This is a genomic window from Streptomyces sp. NPDC051940, assembly GCF_040680895.1.
In the GTDB taxonomy this organism is placed as follows: Bacteria; Actinomycetota; Actinomycetes; order Streptomycetales; family Streptomycetaceae; genus Streptomyces.
In genome coordinates, this window is record NZ_JBFAXR010000034.1 from 52,827 (window position 1) to 69,821 (window position 16,995).

The 16,995-nt window shown below is 72.0% G+C and carries 12 protein-coding genes; 7 read left to right on the forward strand and 5 right to left on the reverse strand.

Annotation, left to right across the window (positions count from 1 at the left end; genetic code table 11):
• Nucleotides 1-39 precede the first annotated feature (39 nt).
• The gene (locus AB0M28_RS16090; protein WP_365404121.1) at nucleotides 40-1,380 is read right to left on the reverse strand and encodes a UDP-glucose/GDP-mannose dehydrogenase family protein; all 1,341 of its coding nucleotides are present in this window, start codon (nucleotides 1,378-1,380) and stop codon (nucleotides 40-42) included.
• 172 nt (nucleotides 1,381-1,552) lie between these two features.
• On the opposite strand from AB0M28_RS16090, the gene AB0M28_RS16095 reads away from it, so the two are divergent.
• On the forward strand, nucleotides 1,553-2,734 hold the full coding sequence (locus tag AB0M28_RS16095) for an LCP family protein (RefSeq protein WP_365404124.1): 1,182 nt from the start codon (nucleotides 1,553-1,555) through the stop codon (nucleotides 2,732-2,734).
• A 128-nt stretch (nucleotides 2,735-2,862) separates the two neighbouring features.
• On the forward strand, nucleotides 2,863-4,020 hold the full coding sequence (locus tag AB0M28_RS16100) for an acyl-CoA dehydrogenase family protein (RefSeq protein WP_365404127.1): 1,158 nt from the start codon (nucleotides 2,863-2,865) through the stop codon (nucleotides 4,018-4,020).
• Between the two features lie 73 nt (nucleotides 4,021-4,093).
• Here the strand turns inward: AB0M28_RS16100 and AB0M28_RS16105 are convergent, their stop codons facing one another.
• The 3 genes from AB0M28_RS16105 to AB0M28_RS16115 form a co-directional block, all read right to left on the reverse strand.
• Nucleotides 4,094-4,537, reverse strand: coding sequence for a GNAT family N-acetyltransferase (locus AB0M28_RS16105; protein ID WP_365404130.1), 444 nt, complete (start codon nucleotides 4,535-4,537; stop codon nucleotides 4,094-4,096).
• A 19-nt stretch (nucleotides 4,538-4,556) separates the two neighbouring features.
• Entirely contained in the window at nucleotides 4,557-5,462 is a 906-nt protein-coding gene (locus AB0M28_RS16110; protein WP_365404133.1) for a DNA-3-methyladenine glycosylase 2 family protein, read from the reverse strand.
• A 1,114-nt stretch (nucleotides 5,463-6,576) separates the two neighbouring features.
• Entirely contained in the window at nucleotides 6,577-7,995 is a 1,419-nt protein-coding gene (locus AB0M28_RS16115; RefSeq protein WP_365404135.1) for a peptidoglycan recognition protein, read from the reverse strand.
• 70 nt (nucleotides 7,996-8,065) lie between these two features.
• On the opposite strand from AB0M28_RS16115, the gene AB0M28_RS16120 reads away from it, so the two are divergent.
• The 4 genes from AB0M28_RS16120 (at nucleotide 8,066) to AB0M28_RS16135 (ending at nucleotide 13,924) form a co-directional block, all read left to right on the forward strand.
• Nucleotides 8,066-8,803, forward strand: coding sequence for a TIGR03089 family protein (locus tag AB0M28_RS16120; RefSeq protein WP_365404138.1), 738 nt, complete (start codon nucleotides 8,066-8,068; stop codon nucleotides 8,801-8,803).
• 322 nt (nucleotides 8,804-9,125) lie between these two features.
• Complete coding sequence (locus AB0M28_RS16125) at nucleotides 9,126-10,256, forward strand: LCP family protein (protein ID WP_365404165.1); 1,131 nt, start codon at nucleotides 9,126-9,128, stop codon at nucleotides 10,254-10,256.
• A 216-nt stretch (nucleotides 10,257-10,472) separates the two neighbouring features.
• The gene (locus AB0M28_RS16130) at nucleotides 10,473-12,152 is read left to right on the forward strand and encodes an LCP family protein (protein ID WP_365404141.1); all 1,680 of its coding nucleotides are present in this window, start codon (nucleotides 10,473-10,475) and stop codon (nucleotides 12,150-12,152) included.
• A gap of 74 nt (nucleotides 12,153-12,226) precedes the next feature.
• The gene (locus tag AB0M28_RS16135; RefSeq protein ID WP_365404144.1) at nucleotides 12,227-13,924 is read left to right on the forward strand and encodes an LCP family protein; all 1,698 of its coding nucleotides are present in this window, start codon (nucleotides 12,227-12,229) and stop codon (nucleotides 13,922-13,924) included.
• Between the two features lie 98 nt (nucleotides 13,925-14,022).
• Here the strand turns inward: AB0M28_RS16135 and AB0M28_RS16140 are convergent, their stop codons facing one another.
• Entirely contained in the window at nucleotides 14,023-15,057 is a 1,035-nt protein-coding gene (locus AB0M28_RS16140) for a glycosyltransferase family 2 protein (RefSeq protein WP_365404147.1), read from the reverse strand.
• 146 nt (nucleotides 15,058-15,203) lie between these two features.
• Between AB0M28_RS16140 and AB0M28_RS16145 the strand changes: the two genes are divergently transcribed.
• Entirely contained in the window at nucleotides 15,204-16,619 is a 1,416-nt protein-coding gene (locus AB0M28_RS16145) for an LCP family protein (RefSeq protein ID WP_365404150.1), read from the forward strand.
• The last annotated feature ends 376 nt before the right edge of the window (nucleotides 16,620-16,995 follow it).

Below are 16,995 nucleotides of genomic sequence, written 5' to 3' on the forward strand. Positions count from 1 at the left end.
AAGGTGCGTCCCCTGCCTTTGCCTTGGAAGGCGCCGCCCCTACGCCCGCGGCCGTCCCATCGCCCGGAGCGTCCACCCCGCCGCGCGCCAGGCGGCGGCGTCGAGTGCGTTGCGGCCGTCGATGACCACCCGTCGGGCCGCGACCGAGCCGAGGTCCGCCGGGTCGAGCTCGCGGAACTCACGCCACTCCGTGAGGTGCAGGACGATGTCCGCCCCCCGCACCGCGTCCAGCGCGGACGGCGCGTACGAGAGCGTCGGGAAGACCCGCCGCGCGTTGTCCATGGCCTTCGGGTCGTACACCGTGACCTGACCGCCCTGCAGATGGATCTGCCCCGCGACATTGAGCGCGGGCGAGTCCCGTACGTCGTCGGAGTCCGGCTTGAACGCCGCCCCGAGCACCGCCACCCGCTTGCCGAGGAAGTCGCCGCCGCACGCCTGCCGCGCCAGCTCCACCGCCTGCGCCCGCTGGCGCATGTTGATGGAGTCGACCTCGCGCAGGAACGTGAGCGCCTGGTCCACGCCCAGCTCGCCGGCCCGGGCCATGAAGGCCCGGATGTCCTTCGGCAGGCAGCCGCCGCCGAAGCCGACGCCGGCCCGCAGGAACTTCGACCCGATCCGGTCGTCGTAACCGATGGCCTCCGCCAGCTTCACCACGTCGCCGCCCGCGGCCTCGCAGATCTCGGCCATGGCGTTCACGAAGGAGATCTTCGTGGCGAGGAAGGAGTTCGCCGCCGTCTTCACCAGCTCCGCGGTCGGGAAGTCCGTCACCACGAACGGCGCGCCCTCCGCCACCGGCGTGGCGTACACCTCGCGCAGCAGCGCCTCGGCGCGCTCGCTGCGCACGCCCACCACGATCCGGTCCGGGTGGAGCGTGTCCTGGACGGCGAAGCCCTCGCGCAGGAACTCCGGGTTCCACGCCAGCTCCACCTCGCCGCCCGCCGGCGCCAGCTCGACGAGCCGCGCCGCGAGCCGCTCCGCGCTGCCCACCGGCACGGTCGACTTGCCGACGACCAGCGCGGGCCTGCCCAGATGCTTGGCCAGGGATTCCATGGCGGAGTCGACGTACGACATGTCGCAGCCGTACTCGCCGTGCTTCTGCGGAGTGTTCACGCACACGAAGTGGATGTCGCCGAACTCGGCGACCTCCGCCCAGTCCATGGTGAAGCGCAGCCGCCCGGTCGAGCCCTCGACCCCGGCGACGTGCTTGGCGAGGAGGTCCTCCAGCCCCGGCTCGTACATCGGGACCCGGCCCGCCGAGAGGAGTTCGACCTTCTCCTTGACCACGTCCAGCCCCAGCACCTCGAAGCCGAGCTCGGCCATCGCCGCCGCGTGGGTCGCACCGAGGTAGCCGGTGCCGATCACCGTGATCTTGGGTGCCATCGACCGGGGTCCCTTCCGAGATCGCTTGCAGGGGTACCCGAGCATAACCGCGAAGGACAACCATCCCCCCGGCTGCCTTGTCTCACCATCGAGGCCCGTGCGCCCCGCACCCCGCAGCACAATGGAGCGCGGGGCCTGCGGGGAGCAGGGCGTACCAGGGGGTGGGGGAGACGTGCGGAACGAACAGCGGACCGACGGCAGAGCCGACGAGACCACGACGGGCATCTGGCCGGACGACGAGGAGACGGCCCGCGGTGCGGCGGATCCGGTGACGGAGGAAGAGGAAGAGGGCGGGACCGGCACCGGGACCGAGCCGGCCGAACCCCCGGCCCGCCGCAGCCGCCTCAAGCTGGTCCTGATCACCGCCCTGGCCCTGCTCGGCCTCGGTGTCGTCCTGGTCGCGGGCTCCCTGTGGTGGATGTACGACCACTACACCGGCCGCGTGGACCGGATCCCCGGCGTGTTCCCGACGAACGTGCCGAAGAGCGCGCAGCCCGCGGAGAGCGCGGGCGGCGAGACGTATCTGCTGGTCGGCATCGACCGCCGCTCCGACCTGCCGACCACCGGCAGCGACGCCGAGACCGCCCAGTGGAAGCCGGGCGCCCAGCGCAGCGACACGATGATGCTGGTGCACATCCCCGAGGACCGCGACAACGCGTACGTCGTGTCCCTGCCCCGCGACTCCTGGGTCGACATCCCCGGCCGCGGCAAGGCCAAGCTGAACGCGGCCTTCTCCTGGGGAGGCCCGCCGCTGCTGATCGACACCGTGCAGCGGCTGACCAAGGTGAAGGTCGACCACCTCGCCGTCATCGACTGGAGCGGCTTCAAGAAGCTGACGGACGCGGTCGGCGGCGTGGACATCACCATCCCCGAGACCACCTCCCGCCGCAACGGCGGCGCCGAGTGGACCGCCGGGACCCACCACATGGACGGCGCCGAGGCCCTGGACTACGTCCGCGAGCGGTACGGCCTGCCGCGCGGCGACCTGGACCGCACCCAGCGCCAGCAGGAGTTCCTCAAGCAGGTCCTGAACAAGACGCTGAGCGCCGGCAACCTCACCAACCCGCTGAAGGCGAAGAAGCTCCTCGACAACATCACCGCCACCGTCAGCGTCGACGACCGGCTCAGCGACTCCGACCTGCGCGACCTGATGTGGGACATGCGCGGCGTACGGACGAACGACATGGTCTTCATGAACGCGCCCGTCGCCGGCTTCGACATGATCCAGAAGCAGTCGGTGGTGGTGCTGGACCGCAAGGCGATGACGCCGCTGTGGAAGGCGATGCGCGACGACAAGATGGACGTCTACGTCGCCAAGTACCCCGTCGACCGCCTCGGTGACACCGCCCGCTGACGGCCGCCGGGTGGGCGGCGGCCGGACCTGCGCTCCCGTAAGGAACGTCACGTGGTGCCCGGCGGCGGGCATCTCTACCATTGACATTACTTAACGGTAGTTAGCAGTGACGCTGGGAGTGGAGAGCCTTGGCAGGAGCGCCCGAATTCGACCTGTACCGCCCGGCCGAGGAGCACGACATGCTCCGCGACGCCGTGCGCTCCCTGGCCGAGGCGAAGATCGCCCCGTTCGCCGCCGAGGTGGACGAGGAGGCCCGCTTCCCCCAGGAGGCGCTCGACGCGCTGACCGCGAACGACCTGCACGCCGTGCACGTCCCCGAGGAGTACGGCGGGGCCGGCGCGGACGCCCTCGCCACGGTCATCGTGATCGAGGAGGTGGCGCGCGTGTGCTGCTCGTCCTCCCTCATCCCGGCCGTGAACAAGCTCGGCTCGCTGCCCGTCATCCTCTCCGGCTCCGAGGAGCTGAAGAAGAAGTACCTGGGCCCGCTGGCCAAGGGCGACGGGATGTTCTCGTACTGCCTGTCCGAGCCCGACGCCGGCTCGGACGCCGCCGGTATGAAGACCCGCGCCGTCCGCGACGGCGACTTCTGGGTCCTCAACGGGGTGAAGCGCTGGATCACCAACGCCGGTGTCTCCGAGTACTACACGGTGATGGCCGTCACCGACCCGGAGAAGCGCTCGAAGGGCATCTCCGCGTTCGTGGTCGAGAAGTCCGACGAGGGCGTCTCCTTCGGCGCCCCGGAGAAGAAACTCGGCATCAAGGGCTCCCCGACCCGCGAGGTCTACCTCGACAACGTCCGCATCCCCGCCGACCGCATGATCGGCGCGGAGGGCACGGGCTTCGCCACCGCGATGAAGACCCTGGACCACACCCGGATCACCATCGCCGCGCAGGCTCTCGGCGTCGCCCAGGGCGCGCTGGACTACGCCAAGGGCTACGTCCAGGAGCGCAAGCAGTTCGGCAAGCCGATCGCCGACTTCCAGGGCGTCCAGTTCATGCTCGCGGACATGGCGATGAAGGTCTCCGCCGCCCGCGCCCTGACGTACCAGGCGGCCGCCGCCTCCGAGCGGGGCGACGCGGACCTGACGTACCTGGGCGCGGCCGCGAAGTGCTTCGCCTCGGACGTCGCCATGGAGGTCACCACGGACGCGGTCCAGCTCCTCGGCGGCTACGGCTACACGCGGGACTACCCGGTGGAGCGGATGATGCGGGACGCCAAGATCACTCAGATCTACGAGGGCACGAACCAGGTCCAGCGCATCGTGATGGCGCGCAACCTGCCGTAGCACGGCCCTCCGTAACGCGACAGCAGCCTCCGGCCCGCGCCGGAGGCTGCTGCCGTTCACTCGCGCGGGAGCGTCATCCGCCGGTCAGGCGCGGGTTGTCGGTACGGCGCATCAGCCGGGAGCGGCCCACCTGGGCGGTGAACCCCCAGCGCTCGTAGAAGCCGACCAGCTCCGGCTGGCACACCAGCTCCAGGCTCCGCACCCCGGCCAGCTCCGGACGCTCCACGACGGCGGTCATCAGCCGCGCGCCCCAGCCCGCTCCGCGGGAGCCGGGCGCGACGATGACGTCGAGGATCAGCGCGACATAGGTGAAGTCCGTGAGCACGCGGGCGAAGCCGACGAGCCGGCCGTCGAACCGGCGCGCCAGGGTCACGACCAGGTCCGAGGCCGCGGCCATCGCGGCGATGTCCGCCGCGGTTCGGTCCGCGGCCCACCAGGTCGAGCCGTACAGGGCCGCGAGCTGCGGCAGCTGGCCGGGCCCGAGGGCCGAGCCCACGGCCACGTCGTCGTCGGTCACGGCCGCACCTCCCGCGGCGTCACAGCGCCGCTATGTCGCCCACCGGTCGCTTCGGTTCGCGTCGCGGCGGGGTGCTCCCCACCAGGCAGATGTACCGCGTCGCGCGGTGGCGCTGGCCGGCGTACGGCTCCAGCAGCTCCAGCATCCGGTCGTCGTCCGCGCCCCGTTCCCGGGCCAGGGACCAGCCGACGATACGGGGGAGATGGAGGTCGCCGACGGTGACCGCGTCCGGGAAGCCGTTGCTGCGCTGCAGCGCCTCGGCGGCCGTCCACGGGCCGATGCCCGGGACCAGCTGCAGCCGGTGCGCCGCCGCGTCGAGGTCCATCGCCGCGGCCTCCTCCAGCCGGTGCGCGACGCGGGCCGCGCGCACCACGGTGGCCGAGCGCTTGCCGTCCACGTTGGCGCGGTGCCACTCCCAGGAGGGGATCATCGCCCAGTCCCGGGGGGCGGGCGGCACGTACAGGCCGGACACCGGACCGGGTGCGGGCTCGCCGTACTTCCTCACCAGCAGCCGGTACGAGGCGAACGCCTCGTCGGTGGTGACCTTCTGCTCCAGGATCGCCGGCACGAGGGCGTCGAACACGCGCCCGGTACGGACGAGCCGGATCCCTGGGTGGCGCCGCATCGACTCGTACACGAGCCGGTGCCGCGGCAGGAAGGCGTCGGGCTCGTCCTCGGCCCCCAGCATCGCGGGCATCCGCTCGAGCAGCCACGCGGCCCCCGGCCCCCACGCCTCGCCCTCGACCCCGTCCCCACTCCGCCCGACCCGGATGGTCCCCACCCCGTCAGGCGTCCGCACCCCCCGCCACAGGGCCCCGGCCCCGGCCCGGCAGGTCGGATCGAGCGGTCCACGCCGCAACACCCGCACGGAGCGGCCGAGATCGTAGTCCCCGACGGGGACCCACCGCCGAAGAAGAGAGCCCATAACGCAAAAAGGCTACCGCCCACCCACCCCCCACCTCAGCCACTCACCCCCACCCCGAACCACCCAACCGGCCGACGCGGCCGGGCCACGCCGACGAGCATCCGATCCCACCCGGCACACGCGGTCGAGGGGCGCCTGCCAGCCCGTCCGGTCGGGGTGGGCGGGTGCCCTGACCTGTCCGTCGGCCAGGTGCGAGGGGCGGCTGCCCGGCCGGTTGGGTTGGGGTGGGCGGTGTCCTGGCCTGTCCGTCGGGCGGGTGCGAGGGGCGGGTTGCCCGGCCGGTTGGGTTGGGGTGGGCGGTGTCCTGGCCTGTCCGTCGGGCGGGTGCGAGGGGGCGGCTGCCCGGCCCGTCCGGGCGAGGGGGGTGTCCCAACCTGACTGTCGGACGAGGACGAAGGGCCGCTCCCGGCCCGTCCGCAGGGCGAGGTGAGCATCCCGGCCAGTGTGGCGCGTGAAGGCGCAGGACCGCTCCCACTTGGTACGGGCACGGGACGGTCACCGGTCCGGCGCAAGAGGACGAAGGACCGCTCTACCCCGTACGGACGGCCGGCGGGCGTCCCGGCCTGTTCGGCGTATGGGGGGAGGGTCGCCCTCAGCTCCTCCGGCGTATGGGAAGGTCGCCCCCGGGCGTATGGGGGGAGGGTCGCCCTCAGCCCCTCGGGCGTATGGGAGGGTCGCCCCAGCGCCCCAGCGCCCCAGCGCCCCAGCGCCCCGGCGTATGGGGAGAGGGCCACCCCCAGCCCCTCGGGCGTATGGGGGAGAGGGCCATCCCCAGCCCTCCGGCGTATGGGGAGAGGGCCACCCCCAACCCCTCCGTCGCATGAGGGCGAAGGGCCACCCCCAGCCCGTCCGGCGTTTGAGGACTGAGGCGCGAAGCGCCGAATCGCGTCAGCCGGCGCAAGGCGACCCACAGCCCGTCCGGCGTTTGAGGACGAGGCGCGCAGCGCCGATACGCCGGCCACCAGGCACAGGGGTGGAGGTCCGCACACCCCAGCCACCGCGCGAGGGGCCGAGGCCCCACATCCGCGACGGGGGCAAGGGGGCGCAGCCCCGCACCCCTCGCGACGGAGGCCAGGCAGCCGCACCCCCCGAACCGCAACCCGACGACGCGCGGCTAGCGCCCCTGCAACCGCGCCGACCCCACCCGCGCAACCCCAAGCTCCCCGTACAGCCGCGCACCGGGGCAGTCCGTCGAGAACCCGTCCCGATGCCCGGAGATCACCCGCATCCGGATCGCCGCCCCCGCCGCGTACTTCCCGCCACCGGACACCATCGTCACGGTGGCCCGGGGGTTCGCCCCGTAAAGCCCGAGCTTCCACGCCGTGAGCCGCGCCACGGCCTTCACGGCGGCCGGCGACGGGGACACCTTGTCGTACGTGCCGAGGACGGCCACGCCCATGGAGTTCTTGTTGAAGCCGTACGTGTGCGCGCCGAGGACCGCCCGCGTCACCCCGCCGGCCCGCCCCTCGTAGATCTTCCCGCACTTGTCGACGGCGAAGTTGTAGCCGAAGTCCGCCCAGCCGAGGCTCTTGACGTGGTAGCGGTAGATGCTCCGCAGCACGGCCCCGCTCTCCGAGCAGCGGTAGCCGTTGCCGGTGGCGGTGTGGTGGACGAACGCGGCCTTGACCGTGTTCGTGTACCGGAAGCCCGACTCCCGTATCCGCTCGTCGGCCCCCCACCCCCGGCGGGTGACGATGTACGGCCGCGGCCCGACGAAGGGCCGCTGGGCGAGCGTGAGGCCGGGGTTGAACTGGGGCGCCTCGGCCTCGGACGCCTTCTTGGACAGCGCCCGGATCTCCGTCCCGTCCCCGGTCACCAGCCCCGCGTTGACGGACGCGGCCTCCAGCGTCGCCGCGTCGGGCGCGACACCCGCCGGCTCGACGGCGGGATCGGCCTCGACCGCCCGGTCCTCGGACTCCGGCCCGGCACCGGGATCGACCAGCTCGACCCGCAGCCCGGACGGCAGCCCCGCCGGGACGGCCCTGGCCGAGGACCCGGCCGAGGACCCGGTCGCGGACCCGGCCGCGGACCCGGCCCCCACTCCCGGCAGCCCAGGCGTCACCCGCACCTGCACCCCGTCGGAGTCCCCCACCCACAGCGGCGCGGTCGCCCCCCGCGCGGCCCCCGTGCTCTCCGCGGAACCCGGGTCGGGCGCGTCCTCGGAGTGGACGGTGAGGTCCTGCCAGCCGGACCACTCCTCCTCGCCCCGCCCCCGGGTCCGCACCTGCACCGTGCCGTGCAGCTCGGCGGACGGATCCCGCCAGACGACACCGACGAGGGAGAAGGGACGCACGTCCCGGGCCGGCAGCCCCACCGCGGCGTCCCGGCCGGGCGCGCCGCCCCCGTCGGGCGACCGGTCGGAGCCGGTCAGCGGCAGCAGCGGCAGCGACTGCGTGCTGCCGGGCGCGGCGTCGACCGCCGACGCGGCGAGCAGAGAGGTACGGGGGGAGTGGTCGGCGGTCGGGTACAGGACCATCGACGCGAACGCGGCGGCGGCGCAGGCGCCTATCGAGGAAACAGTCAGAGGTCGCATGACTGATCCTCCGCACAACCCGACATACCTGTCTATTCGGCGTATTCCGCTCGGAGTAGGCTGACCCGCTGTGACGACTCCTGAACGCCTCCTGAGCGACGCCCTGTCCACCGACCCGACCCGGCCGCTCGTGACGTACTACGACGACGCGACGGGCGAGCGGGTGGAGCTGTCGGTGGCGACCTTCGCCAACTGGGTGGCGAAGACGGCCAATCTGATCCAGGACGAGCTCGCCGCCGAGCCCGGCGACCGGCTGGCGGTGCTGCTCCCGGCGCACTGGCAGTCCGCGGTGTGGCTGCTGGCGGCCTGGTCCACCGGCCTGGTCGTGGAGCCGGGCGGCGACCCCGCGGCCGCGGACCTGGTGGTGACCGGGCCCGACACCCTGGACGCCGCGCGCGCCTGTACGGGCGCACGCGTCGCGCTGAGCCTGCGCCCGCTGGGGGCGCGCTTCCCCGCGCCGCCCGAGGGGTTCATGGACTACGCCGTGGAGGTGCCGGGCCAGGGCGACCGCTTCATCGCGTACCAGCCCGCCGACCCGGGCGCCCCCGCGCTGGTGACCGACGGGATGGAGCTGACCGGCGCCGAGACGGTGCACCGGGCGCGCGCGGCGGCCGAGCGGATGGGTCTGCACCCCGGCGCGCGGGTGCTCACCGGGCGCGGCTGGGAGGACTGGGAGGGGCTCGCGGCCGGACTGCTCGCCCCGCTGGCGGCCGGCGGCTCGGTCGTCCTGTGCCGCCATCTCGACCGGCTCTCCCCTGACGAGCTCGACAAGCGGCGTACGGACGAACGGGTCACCCATTCGGTGTGAGCCGGCGCCCGGACCCTTCGTACGAACGGAGCGTGGACGACCCTCCGGACCCCCCTCCCGAACGGGGCGGGCCGGACCGGTCGAACGCCCGGGCGCGCCGAGTCGCGGTCGGCCGGGGCCCGGTTCATCATGATCAGATGTACGGGGGGCGTGCCCCCGTAAACGGTGCCATACAACCAACCACGGGTCTCGGCGGTCTGTCACACGGGGGGCGGCCGCCGGCCGCTGCCCGACAAGTGAGGGAAGAGCGCAGGTGACCGACTCCGTCCAGCAGCCGAGGCCGCCCCGTCCGGGCAGGCCGCGGCGCCGCGCGCCCAAGTGGCTGCGCCGGACGGTCCTGTGCCTGTCGCTGTCGGTGTTACTGATCGCCGGACTGGGCTGGTACTTCTACCAACGCCTGGACGGCAACATCAAGATCGACTCGGCCACCGCCCAGGAGCTGCTGCGCTACGAGAAGGCGCGCCCGCGCGCCGCCTCCACGGGCGCGCGGAACCTCCTGCTGATCGGCTCGGACGACCGTTCCGGCGCCGGGAACAGCAAGTACGGCCGCACCACGCCCGGTCAGCGCTCGGACACGGTGATCCTGCTGCACATCGCGGGCAACCGGAAGAGCGCCACGGCGATGAGCCTGCCGCGCGACCTGATGGTCGAGATCCCGCGCTGCCGCCGGCCGGACGGCGAGGAGAGCGGCAGCCAGTTCAACCAGTTCAACTTCGCCTACTCCTACGGCGGCGCCGCCTGCACCATCCGCGTCGTGGAGACGATGACCGGCATCCGCGTCGACCACCATCTGATCCTGGACTTCACGGGCTTCAAGGAGATGGTCGACGCCGTGGACGGGGTGGAGGTGTGCGTCCGCGAGGCGGTCGACGACCAGGCGGCGAAGCTGCGTCTGGAGCCCGGCCGGCAGACCCTCGACGGCGAGCAGGCGCTGGGCTACGTCCGCGCGCGCAAGACCATCGGCGACGGCAGCGACACCGAGCGGATGCACCGCCAGCAGGAGTTCCTGGCCTCGCTGGTGAACAAGGTGAAGAGCAACGGCGTGCTGCTCAACCCGCTCCGCCTGGCGCCGCTGCTGGACGCGGCGACGAAGTCGCTGACCACGGACGAGGGGCTGTCGGACCTCACGGAGCTGTACGAGCTGGTGCGCTCCGTGCGCGACATCCCGATGGACCAGATGCGGTTCCTGACGGTGCCGCGGCGTCCGTACCCGCTCAATACCAACCGGGACGAACTGGTACAGCCGGACGCCGACGCGCTCTTCAAGGCGCTGCGCGAGGACAAGCGCGTGCAGTTCAGCTCGGAGAGCGATCCGGCGAACGGGGCACTCGTAGGCAAAAAACTCTTCAAGGACGGCGTCCGGATCAGGGACCACGGTCCGCTGCGGAAGGCCGACCCGGAAGACGGTCCCACCTATAAGGGGACGACACCGGCAGATGACATCTGCCGGTAAAGCGGATCAATTGGGGGCATGTTAACCGTGGGGCGGGTGGATGGAAGGGGGGCGTGGGGCAGTGGAATTTGTCACGGGCGTCGCTAGACGCCGAGGTGGCCGGATAGTGTGAGCGATCCGGCCGTCCCCCAGGGGCGGCCTGCACTGCACGTACGACCTTCAGCGAGCGCCCCCGGGGGAGGCGCCTTTGGTTTTCGAAGTGAGGACCCGAGCACCGTGGATACGCGAGGCCGTGGGCAGGCGGGCGAAGTCGACCCCGCCGACCAGTGGGTGTTCAATCCGAACACCGGCAGCTACGAGCTGCGCCTGCAGCCACCCGCGCCCAGACGCGCCCCCGGACCGGACGCGGCACATCGAACGGTGCCCAGGCAGCGCCCCAGCGAAACCCGGCTGCCCGGTCCCCGCCGCCCCGAGGGCCTCCAGCCCGACGGTCCGCGCCCAAGCCGCCGCAGGGGCAAGGCCCCGCAGAGCGGCAAGCGCAAGGCCCTGAAGATCACCGGCGGGGTGCTGGGGTTCGTCCTCGTGGCGGGCGCGGGCGCGGCGTACTGGGCGTACGAGAAGCTCAACAGCAACATCAGCAGCACCGAGGTGTACGGCGAGAAGAACGCCGCCGTGGCCAAGGGCCCGGTCAACATCCTGGTGATGGGCACCGACAAGCGCAGCGGCAAGGGCAACACCACGTACGGCGACCGCGAGAGCGTCGGCCACGCCGACACCACGCTGCTGTTCCACGTCTCCGAGGACCGGTCGAACGCGACGGTGCTGAGCATCCCGCGCGACATGATAACGGACATTCCGGACTGCAAGATCAAGGACAAGAACGGGGACTGGAAGGACATCGCCGGCACGCCCGCCGACTACGGGCGTTCCACCCCCCGCTTCAACGAGAGCCTCGGCCAGAACGGCCGTGACCCCGGCTGCACCTGGAAGACCGTCGAGAAGATCACGGGCCTCGAGATCAACCACTTCATGCTCGCCGACTTCAACGCGGTCAAGGAGCTCTCCACCGCGGTCGGCGGCGTCAAGGTCTGTCTGGCCAGGCCCATCAAGGACGAGAAGTCCCACCTGGACCTCCCCGAGGGGGAGTCCGTCGTCAAGGGCGAGCAGGCACTCGCGTTCGTCCGCACCCGCTACTCCGTCGGCTTCGGCAGCGACCTCAGCCGGATCGAGCTGCAGCAGCAGTTCCTCAGCTCCCTCATCAAGGAGATGAAGTCCGGCGACACGCTCACCAACCCCAAGAAGCTGTGGAAGCTGGCCAACGCGGCGACCAAGTCGCTCACCGTGGACAGCGAGATCGACAGCATCAAGCAGCTGTCGGCGCTCGCCAAGGACCTCAGCAAGGTCCCGCAGAAGAACATCACCTTCGTCACCCTCCCGGTGAAGGACAACCCGGAGGAGCCGGAGAACGCCAAGGCCACCGTCGTCATCGACGAGACCAAGGCACCGGCGGTGCTGAAGATGATGCAGTCCGACGTCTCCTTCACCGAGGTGAAGAAGAAGGAGAAGGCCGCGGCCACCGCGAAGGCCAAGCCCGCGGACGTCAGCGTGAAGGTGCAGAACGGCGGCGAGGTCCCCGGCGCCGCGGCCGACACCGCCGAGTGGCTCGTCAAGAAGGGCATCGGCTCGGCCGAACAGGCTGGCAACGCCCCCGAAACCGCGGCGAAAACGACTCTCTCGTACGCTCCCGATCAGCAGGCTCAGGCCAACACCCTGGCCGCCCTCATGGGCCTGCCGAAGACCGCGCTGAAGAAGAACGCCGAGGCGTCCCCGGACGACCCGATGCTGCTCACCCTCGGCGGCGACTTCACCGCCGCGGGCACCCCGATCACCGCCCCGGAGAAGGCCCCGGAGGGGATCCAGTCGGTCAACGGCAACGACAAGAAGTGCGCCAAGTGACACACCCGAGCAGCTGAAGCACGTCAAGACAGGTGTACGTGCCGTACACCGGCAAGCATCGACCTGGAGGGTTCATGGGCCGCAGCAGCGTACGCGGTGCGGGCGGAGGGCGACACCGCGACCGCGACCGCGCGTCCGACCTCGGCTGGGACGAGAGTCTCTACGATTCCGGCCGCGGCTCGCGGGTGGCTGCGCCGCCGCGGCAGCGGGGCTATGTGTCCAACGACGACGGCGATGCCGACGACTTCGACGACGACTACGACCTGCCCCCGCGGCGCGGCGACCGCCGCGCACGGCGCGGACGGCGCTGGGTCAAGTGGTTCGTCGGCACGCTCGCGTTCCTGATACTCGCGACCGCGGGCGGGGGCTGGCTGTACTACCGGCACCTCAACGCGAACATCGAGAAGAAGCCGCTGAACATCGGCACCGGCACCCAGGTCGACAAGAAGGCGCCGAACGCGGACGGCCAGACCGAGCTGAACATCCTGCTGCTGGGCTCCGACAGCCGTGCCTCCAAGGAGAACCAGAAGCTCGGCGGCGCCCGCGACACCGCGGACCAGAAGCCGCGGGCGGACGTGCAGATGCTGCTGCACGTGTCGGCCGACCGCAGCAACATGTCGGTCGTCAGCATCCCCCGCGACACCATGGTGACGATCCCCGAGTGCAAGGACCCCGAGACCGACAAGGTCTATCCGGAGAACACCTACGCCCGTATCAACGAGAGCCTGCAGCACGGCGGTCCGGGTTGCACCGTCGCCACCTGGACGAAGATGACGGGCGTGCACATCGACCACTTCATGATGGTCGACTTCGCCGGCGTGGTGTCGATGGCCGACGCGGTGGGCGGCGTTCCCGTCTGCGTGAAGCAGAACGTCTACGACTCGAAGTCCGGGCTGCGGCTGACCCACGGATCGCACGAGGTCAAGGGCAAGCAGGCGCTGCAGTGGCTGCGCACCCGGTACGCCTGGGGCAGCGACATCCAGCGGGCGAAGGCCCAGCACCAGTACATGAACGCGATGGTCCGCCAGCTGAAGAAGGGCACCAAGCTCACCGACCCCGGCAAGCTGATGAACCTGGCCGAGGCCGCCACCAAGGCGCTCACGGTCGACGAGGGCCTCGGCAGCGTCAAGAAGCTGTACGACCTGGGCAACCAGCTCAAGAAGGTGCCCACCGACCGAATCTCCATGAGCACCATGCCGGTGCTGGAGGACCCGCAGAACCCGAAGGCCACGCTGGTGGAGAACAAGCCGGAGGCGGAGAAGCTCTGGAAGCTGCTGCGCGAGGACACCGCCTTCGACGGCAAGGACAAGAAGAAGGCGGCGAAGACCACGGAGCCCGCCGCCACCCCGCAGCCCAAGGGTGAGGTCGAGGTCGAGGTCTACAACGGCACCGGCTTCAGCAGCCAGGGCCCGGTCCCCGGGCGGGCGGGCGCGATCTCCGACCAGCTCCAGAAGCTCGGTTACGAGCAGGCCGCCAAGAACACGACCCCCAGGCCGATGGCGGACACGACGCTCAACTACGGCACGACGGAGCAGAAGGCCGACGCGCTGGCGCTGGCCAAGGCCATCGGGCTGCCGCAGCGGGCGGTCAAGCAGGCCAAGGGCACGGAGACGCTGACCCTGATCGTCGGCGCCGACTGGCGCACGGGCCTCACGTATCCGAAGGACGCCGCCCAGGCGGAGGACGTGGACAAGGCGCCGGAGAGCGCGGACGTGCTGAACGGCGCGGACGACTCGGCGTGCATGGAGGTCTACGCGCCCTACCGCTGGTAGGACGCCGAGCACACTGAGAGGGGGTGCCCCGCTTCGGCGGGGCACCCCCTCTCAGGCGTTGGTGCGGCTGCGGCCCTGGCCGGGCCGGCCCGGTTCGGCTACGGGGCCACGACCGCCGGCCGGCGCGAGGCGATCACCCGGCGGGCCAGGGAGCGGGGGCTGGTGAGGAAGCCCCAGCCCCAGCACATGTGCATCGTGGCCAGCGCCACGGGGATCTGCGCGCGCGCCCTGAGGCCGAGGCCCCTGCCCGCGGGGACGGAACCGGCGACGATGCCCGCGACGTAACCCCCGGGGATGATCCACCCCAGCGGCGTGAGCAGCGCGCCGACGGCGACGCCCGCGGCGATGCCGAGGACCGCGGCCGGCGGGGCGAGGTAGCGCAGGTTGATCGAACCGGCGTGGTAGCGGGCCACCACGTGGCGCCACTTGCCGTAGTCCTTGTACTGCTTGGCCAGCGCCCGGACGCTCGGCCGCGGCCGGTACGACACCCGCAGCTCGGGCGAGAACCAGATCAGCCCGCCGGCCTCGCGCAGCCGGTAGTTCAGCTCCCAGTCCTGGGCGCGGATGAACTCCTCGTTGTAGCCGCCCTGCCGCTCCAGCGCCTCGCGCCGGAAGACGCCGAGGTAGACGGTCTCCGCCGGACCGGCCTCGCCGCCGGTGTGGAAGGCGGCGTTGCCCACGCCGACCTTCGACGTCATGGCGGCGGCCACGGCCCGCTCCCAGTCGTTCTCGCCCTCGGCGTGCATCACACCGCCGACGTTGACGGCGCCCGTCTCCTCCAGCAGCCGCACCGCGGTGGCGATGTAGCCGGGGGAGAGCATGCCGTGGCCGTCGACCCGCACCACGACCGGGTGCCGGGAGGCCTTGATGGCGGCGTTCAGCGCCGCGGGGGTACGGCCGGTGGGGTTCGGGACGGTGTGGACACGGCACCAGGGGTTCGACGCGGTCTCCTGTACGAGCTGGGCGGCGATCTCGTCCGTCCGGTCCTGCGACGGGCCGAGGGCGATCACCACCTCCAGCTCGCCGGCGTACTCCTGGGCAAGGATGGCCTCGACGGCATGCCGCAGATGACGCTCCTCGTTGAGCACCGGCATGATCACGGACACGGCGGGGGGCTGGTTCTGCGTACTCATAACGGGGATCACCGTACCGCGAACGGGGGAATCCGGCGTGCCGGAGTCGCGCCCGGAGGGTAGGACCTGCCTAGCGTTGACGGTCTGTGCGGGCGCCCGGGCCGGTGGGCGGGGGCCCGGGGTCCGGCGTCCGGGGAGGAGATCACGTGGGTGTGCCGTCGCGCCGGCCCGGGAAGCGCTGGGGACTGCGGTTCGCGGCCGCCCTGTCGCTGCTGGTCCTGGCCGTGGGCGGGGCGGGGCATCTGCTGCTGGCCCGGGTGGGCGGCGGGATCGACCGGGTGGACGCCTTCGAGGGACTCGACGACCGGCCGCGGGACGACGGCCGCGGGCTGAACTTCCTGGTCGTCGGTACGGACCGGCGCGACCGGATCTCCGAGGCCGACCGCGCCCGCTACAGCCTCGGCGGCGCGCCCTGCAACTGCGCCGACACGATCATGCTCGTACACCTCTCGGGCGACCGCGGCCGGGCCAGCGTCGTGAGCATCCCGCGCGACTCGTACGTCGAGTTCCCGCCGCACACCAACAAGGCCCTGGGCGAGCGGCTGGCCAGCCACGCCGGCAAGATCAACTCGGCGTACGCGCACGGCGGGCCGCCGCTGACGGTCCGCGCGGTCGAGAAGATGACGGGCATCCACATCGACCACTATCTGGAGATCGACTTCTCGTCCTTCATGAAGACGGTCGACGTGATCGGCGGCGTGGAGATCTGCTCCGCGCGCCCCCTGCGCGACACGTACTCCGGCCTCGACCTGCCGGCCGGCACCAGCCGTCTCGGCGGCGGCGAGGCGCTGCAGTACGTCCGCGCCCGGCACGTGGACGGCGCCTCGGACCTCGGCCGGATGCGGCGGCAGCAGCTGTTCCTGGCCGCGGTGATGGACAAGGTGTCCGCCACCCGCACCCTGCTCAACCCGGTCCGGCTGCGCCAGGTGAGCGGCACGGTGCTGGGATCCGTCCGGGCGGACTCCGGCCTCAGCGGCGGCGAGATGCTGGCGCTGGGGCGGGCGATGCGGCACTTCTCACCGAGCTCGTCGGAGTTCACGACGGTGCCGATCGCGACCCAGGACCACCAGGTGCCGGGCGTCGGCGCGACGGTCCTGTGGGACCGGGCCAGGGCTGCCGGCCTCTTCGCCCGCATCCGGGCCGACCAGCCCCTGAGCGCCGGCCACAAGCAGGCCGCCGAGCCGGTGGAGGTGGCCCCGTCGTCGATCCGCGTCCAGGTGGTGAACGGCACGGCCGAACCGGGCCTGGGCACCCGGGCCGCGCAGACCCTGGCCCGCGGCGGCTTCGCACTCACGGGCCCCGCCCGCAACGCCCCCTCCCCGGCCGCGCACACGACGATCACCTACGACCCCCGCTGGGACCGCTCGGCCTCCTCCCTCCACACAGCCCTCCCGACGGCCCGCCTCATCCCGTCCCCAGGCCAGGGCCCAGTCATGAAACTCACCCTGGGCCCGGACTTCACCCCGACCTCGATCCACGGCGTACGCCCACCGGACCCGGAGGGCGCGGACGTATGGAACGGGAGCGAACCCCGGACGGAGGACCGGGTGGGGTGCGCGTAAGAGGGCTGCCCGCTGGGGGAGCGGACGACCGCGGCCGCGCAGCGCCGCCGCAGGCGCCGACGCGAACCAGAGCCTCTGAGCGCGACCGCAGCACCACCCCAGCCAGTCCGGCGTCTGAGGACTGAGGCGCGAAGCGCCGAACCGCGCCGCAGGCGCCAGCGCAATCCGACCTTTCCAGCGTGACCGGCACCCCTCCCAGCCCGTCCGGCGTTTGAGGACTGAGGCGCGAAGCGCCGAATCGCGCCGCAGGCGCCAGCGTGACCGGACACTTCGAGCGTGACCACCGCTCCCCCGGGCAACTCCTCGGCGCACACGTCGTACACCCGGCCGCCGCACCCGTCCCGTACCGCGTCGACGAGCAGCCCGTGCCGCGTGG

Bases quoted from the DNA above. Each gene is read 5' to 3' on its own strand.
- AB0M28_RS16090 (WP_365404121.1), bottom strand. From the start codon at position 1,380: ATGGCACCCAAGATCACGGTGATCGGCACCGGCTACCTCGGTGCGACC.
- AB0M28_RS16110 (WP_365404133.1), bottom strand. From the start codon at position 5,462: ATGGGCTCTCTTCTTCGGCGGTGGGTCCCCGTCGGGGACTACGATCTC.
- AB0M28_RS16115 (WP_365404135.1), bottom strand. From the start codon at position 7,995: ATGCGACCTCTGACTGTTTCCTCGATAGGCGCCTGCGCCGCCGCCGCG.
- AB0M28_RS16135 (WP_365404144.1), top strand. From the start codon at position 12,227: ATGGGCCGCAGCAGCGTACGCGGTGCGGGCGGAGGGCGACACCGCGAC.
- AB0M28_RS16140 (WP_365404147.1), bottom strand. From the start codon at position 15,057: ATGAGTACGCAGAACCAGCCCCCCGCCGTGTCCGTGATCATGCCGGTG.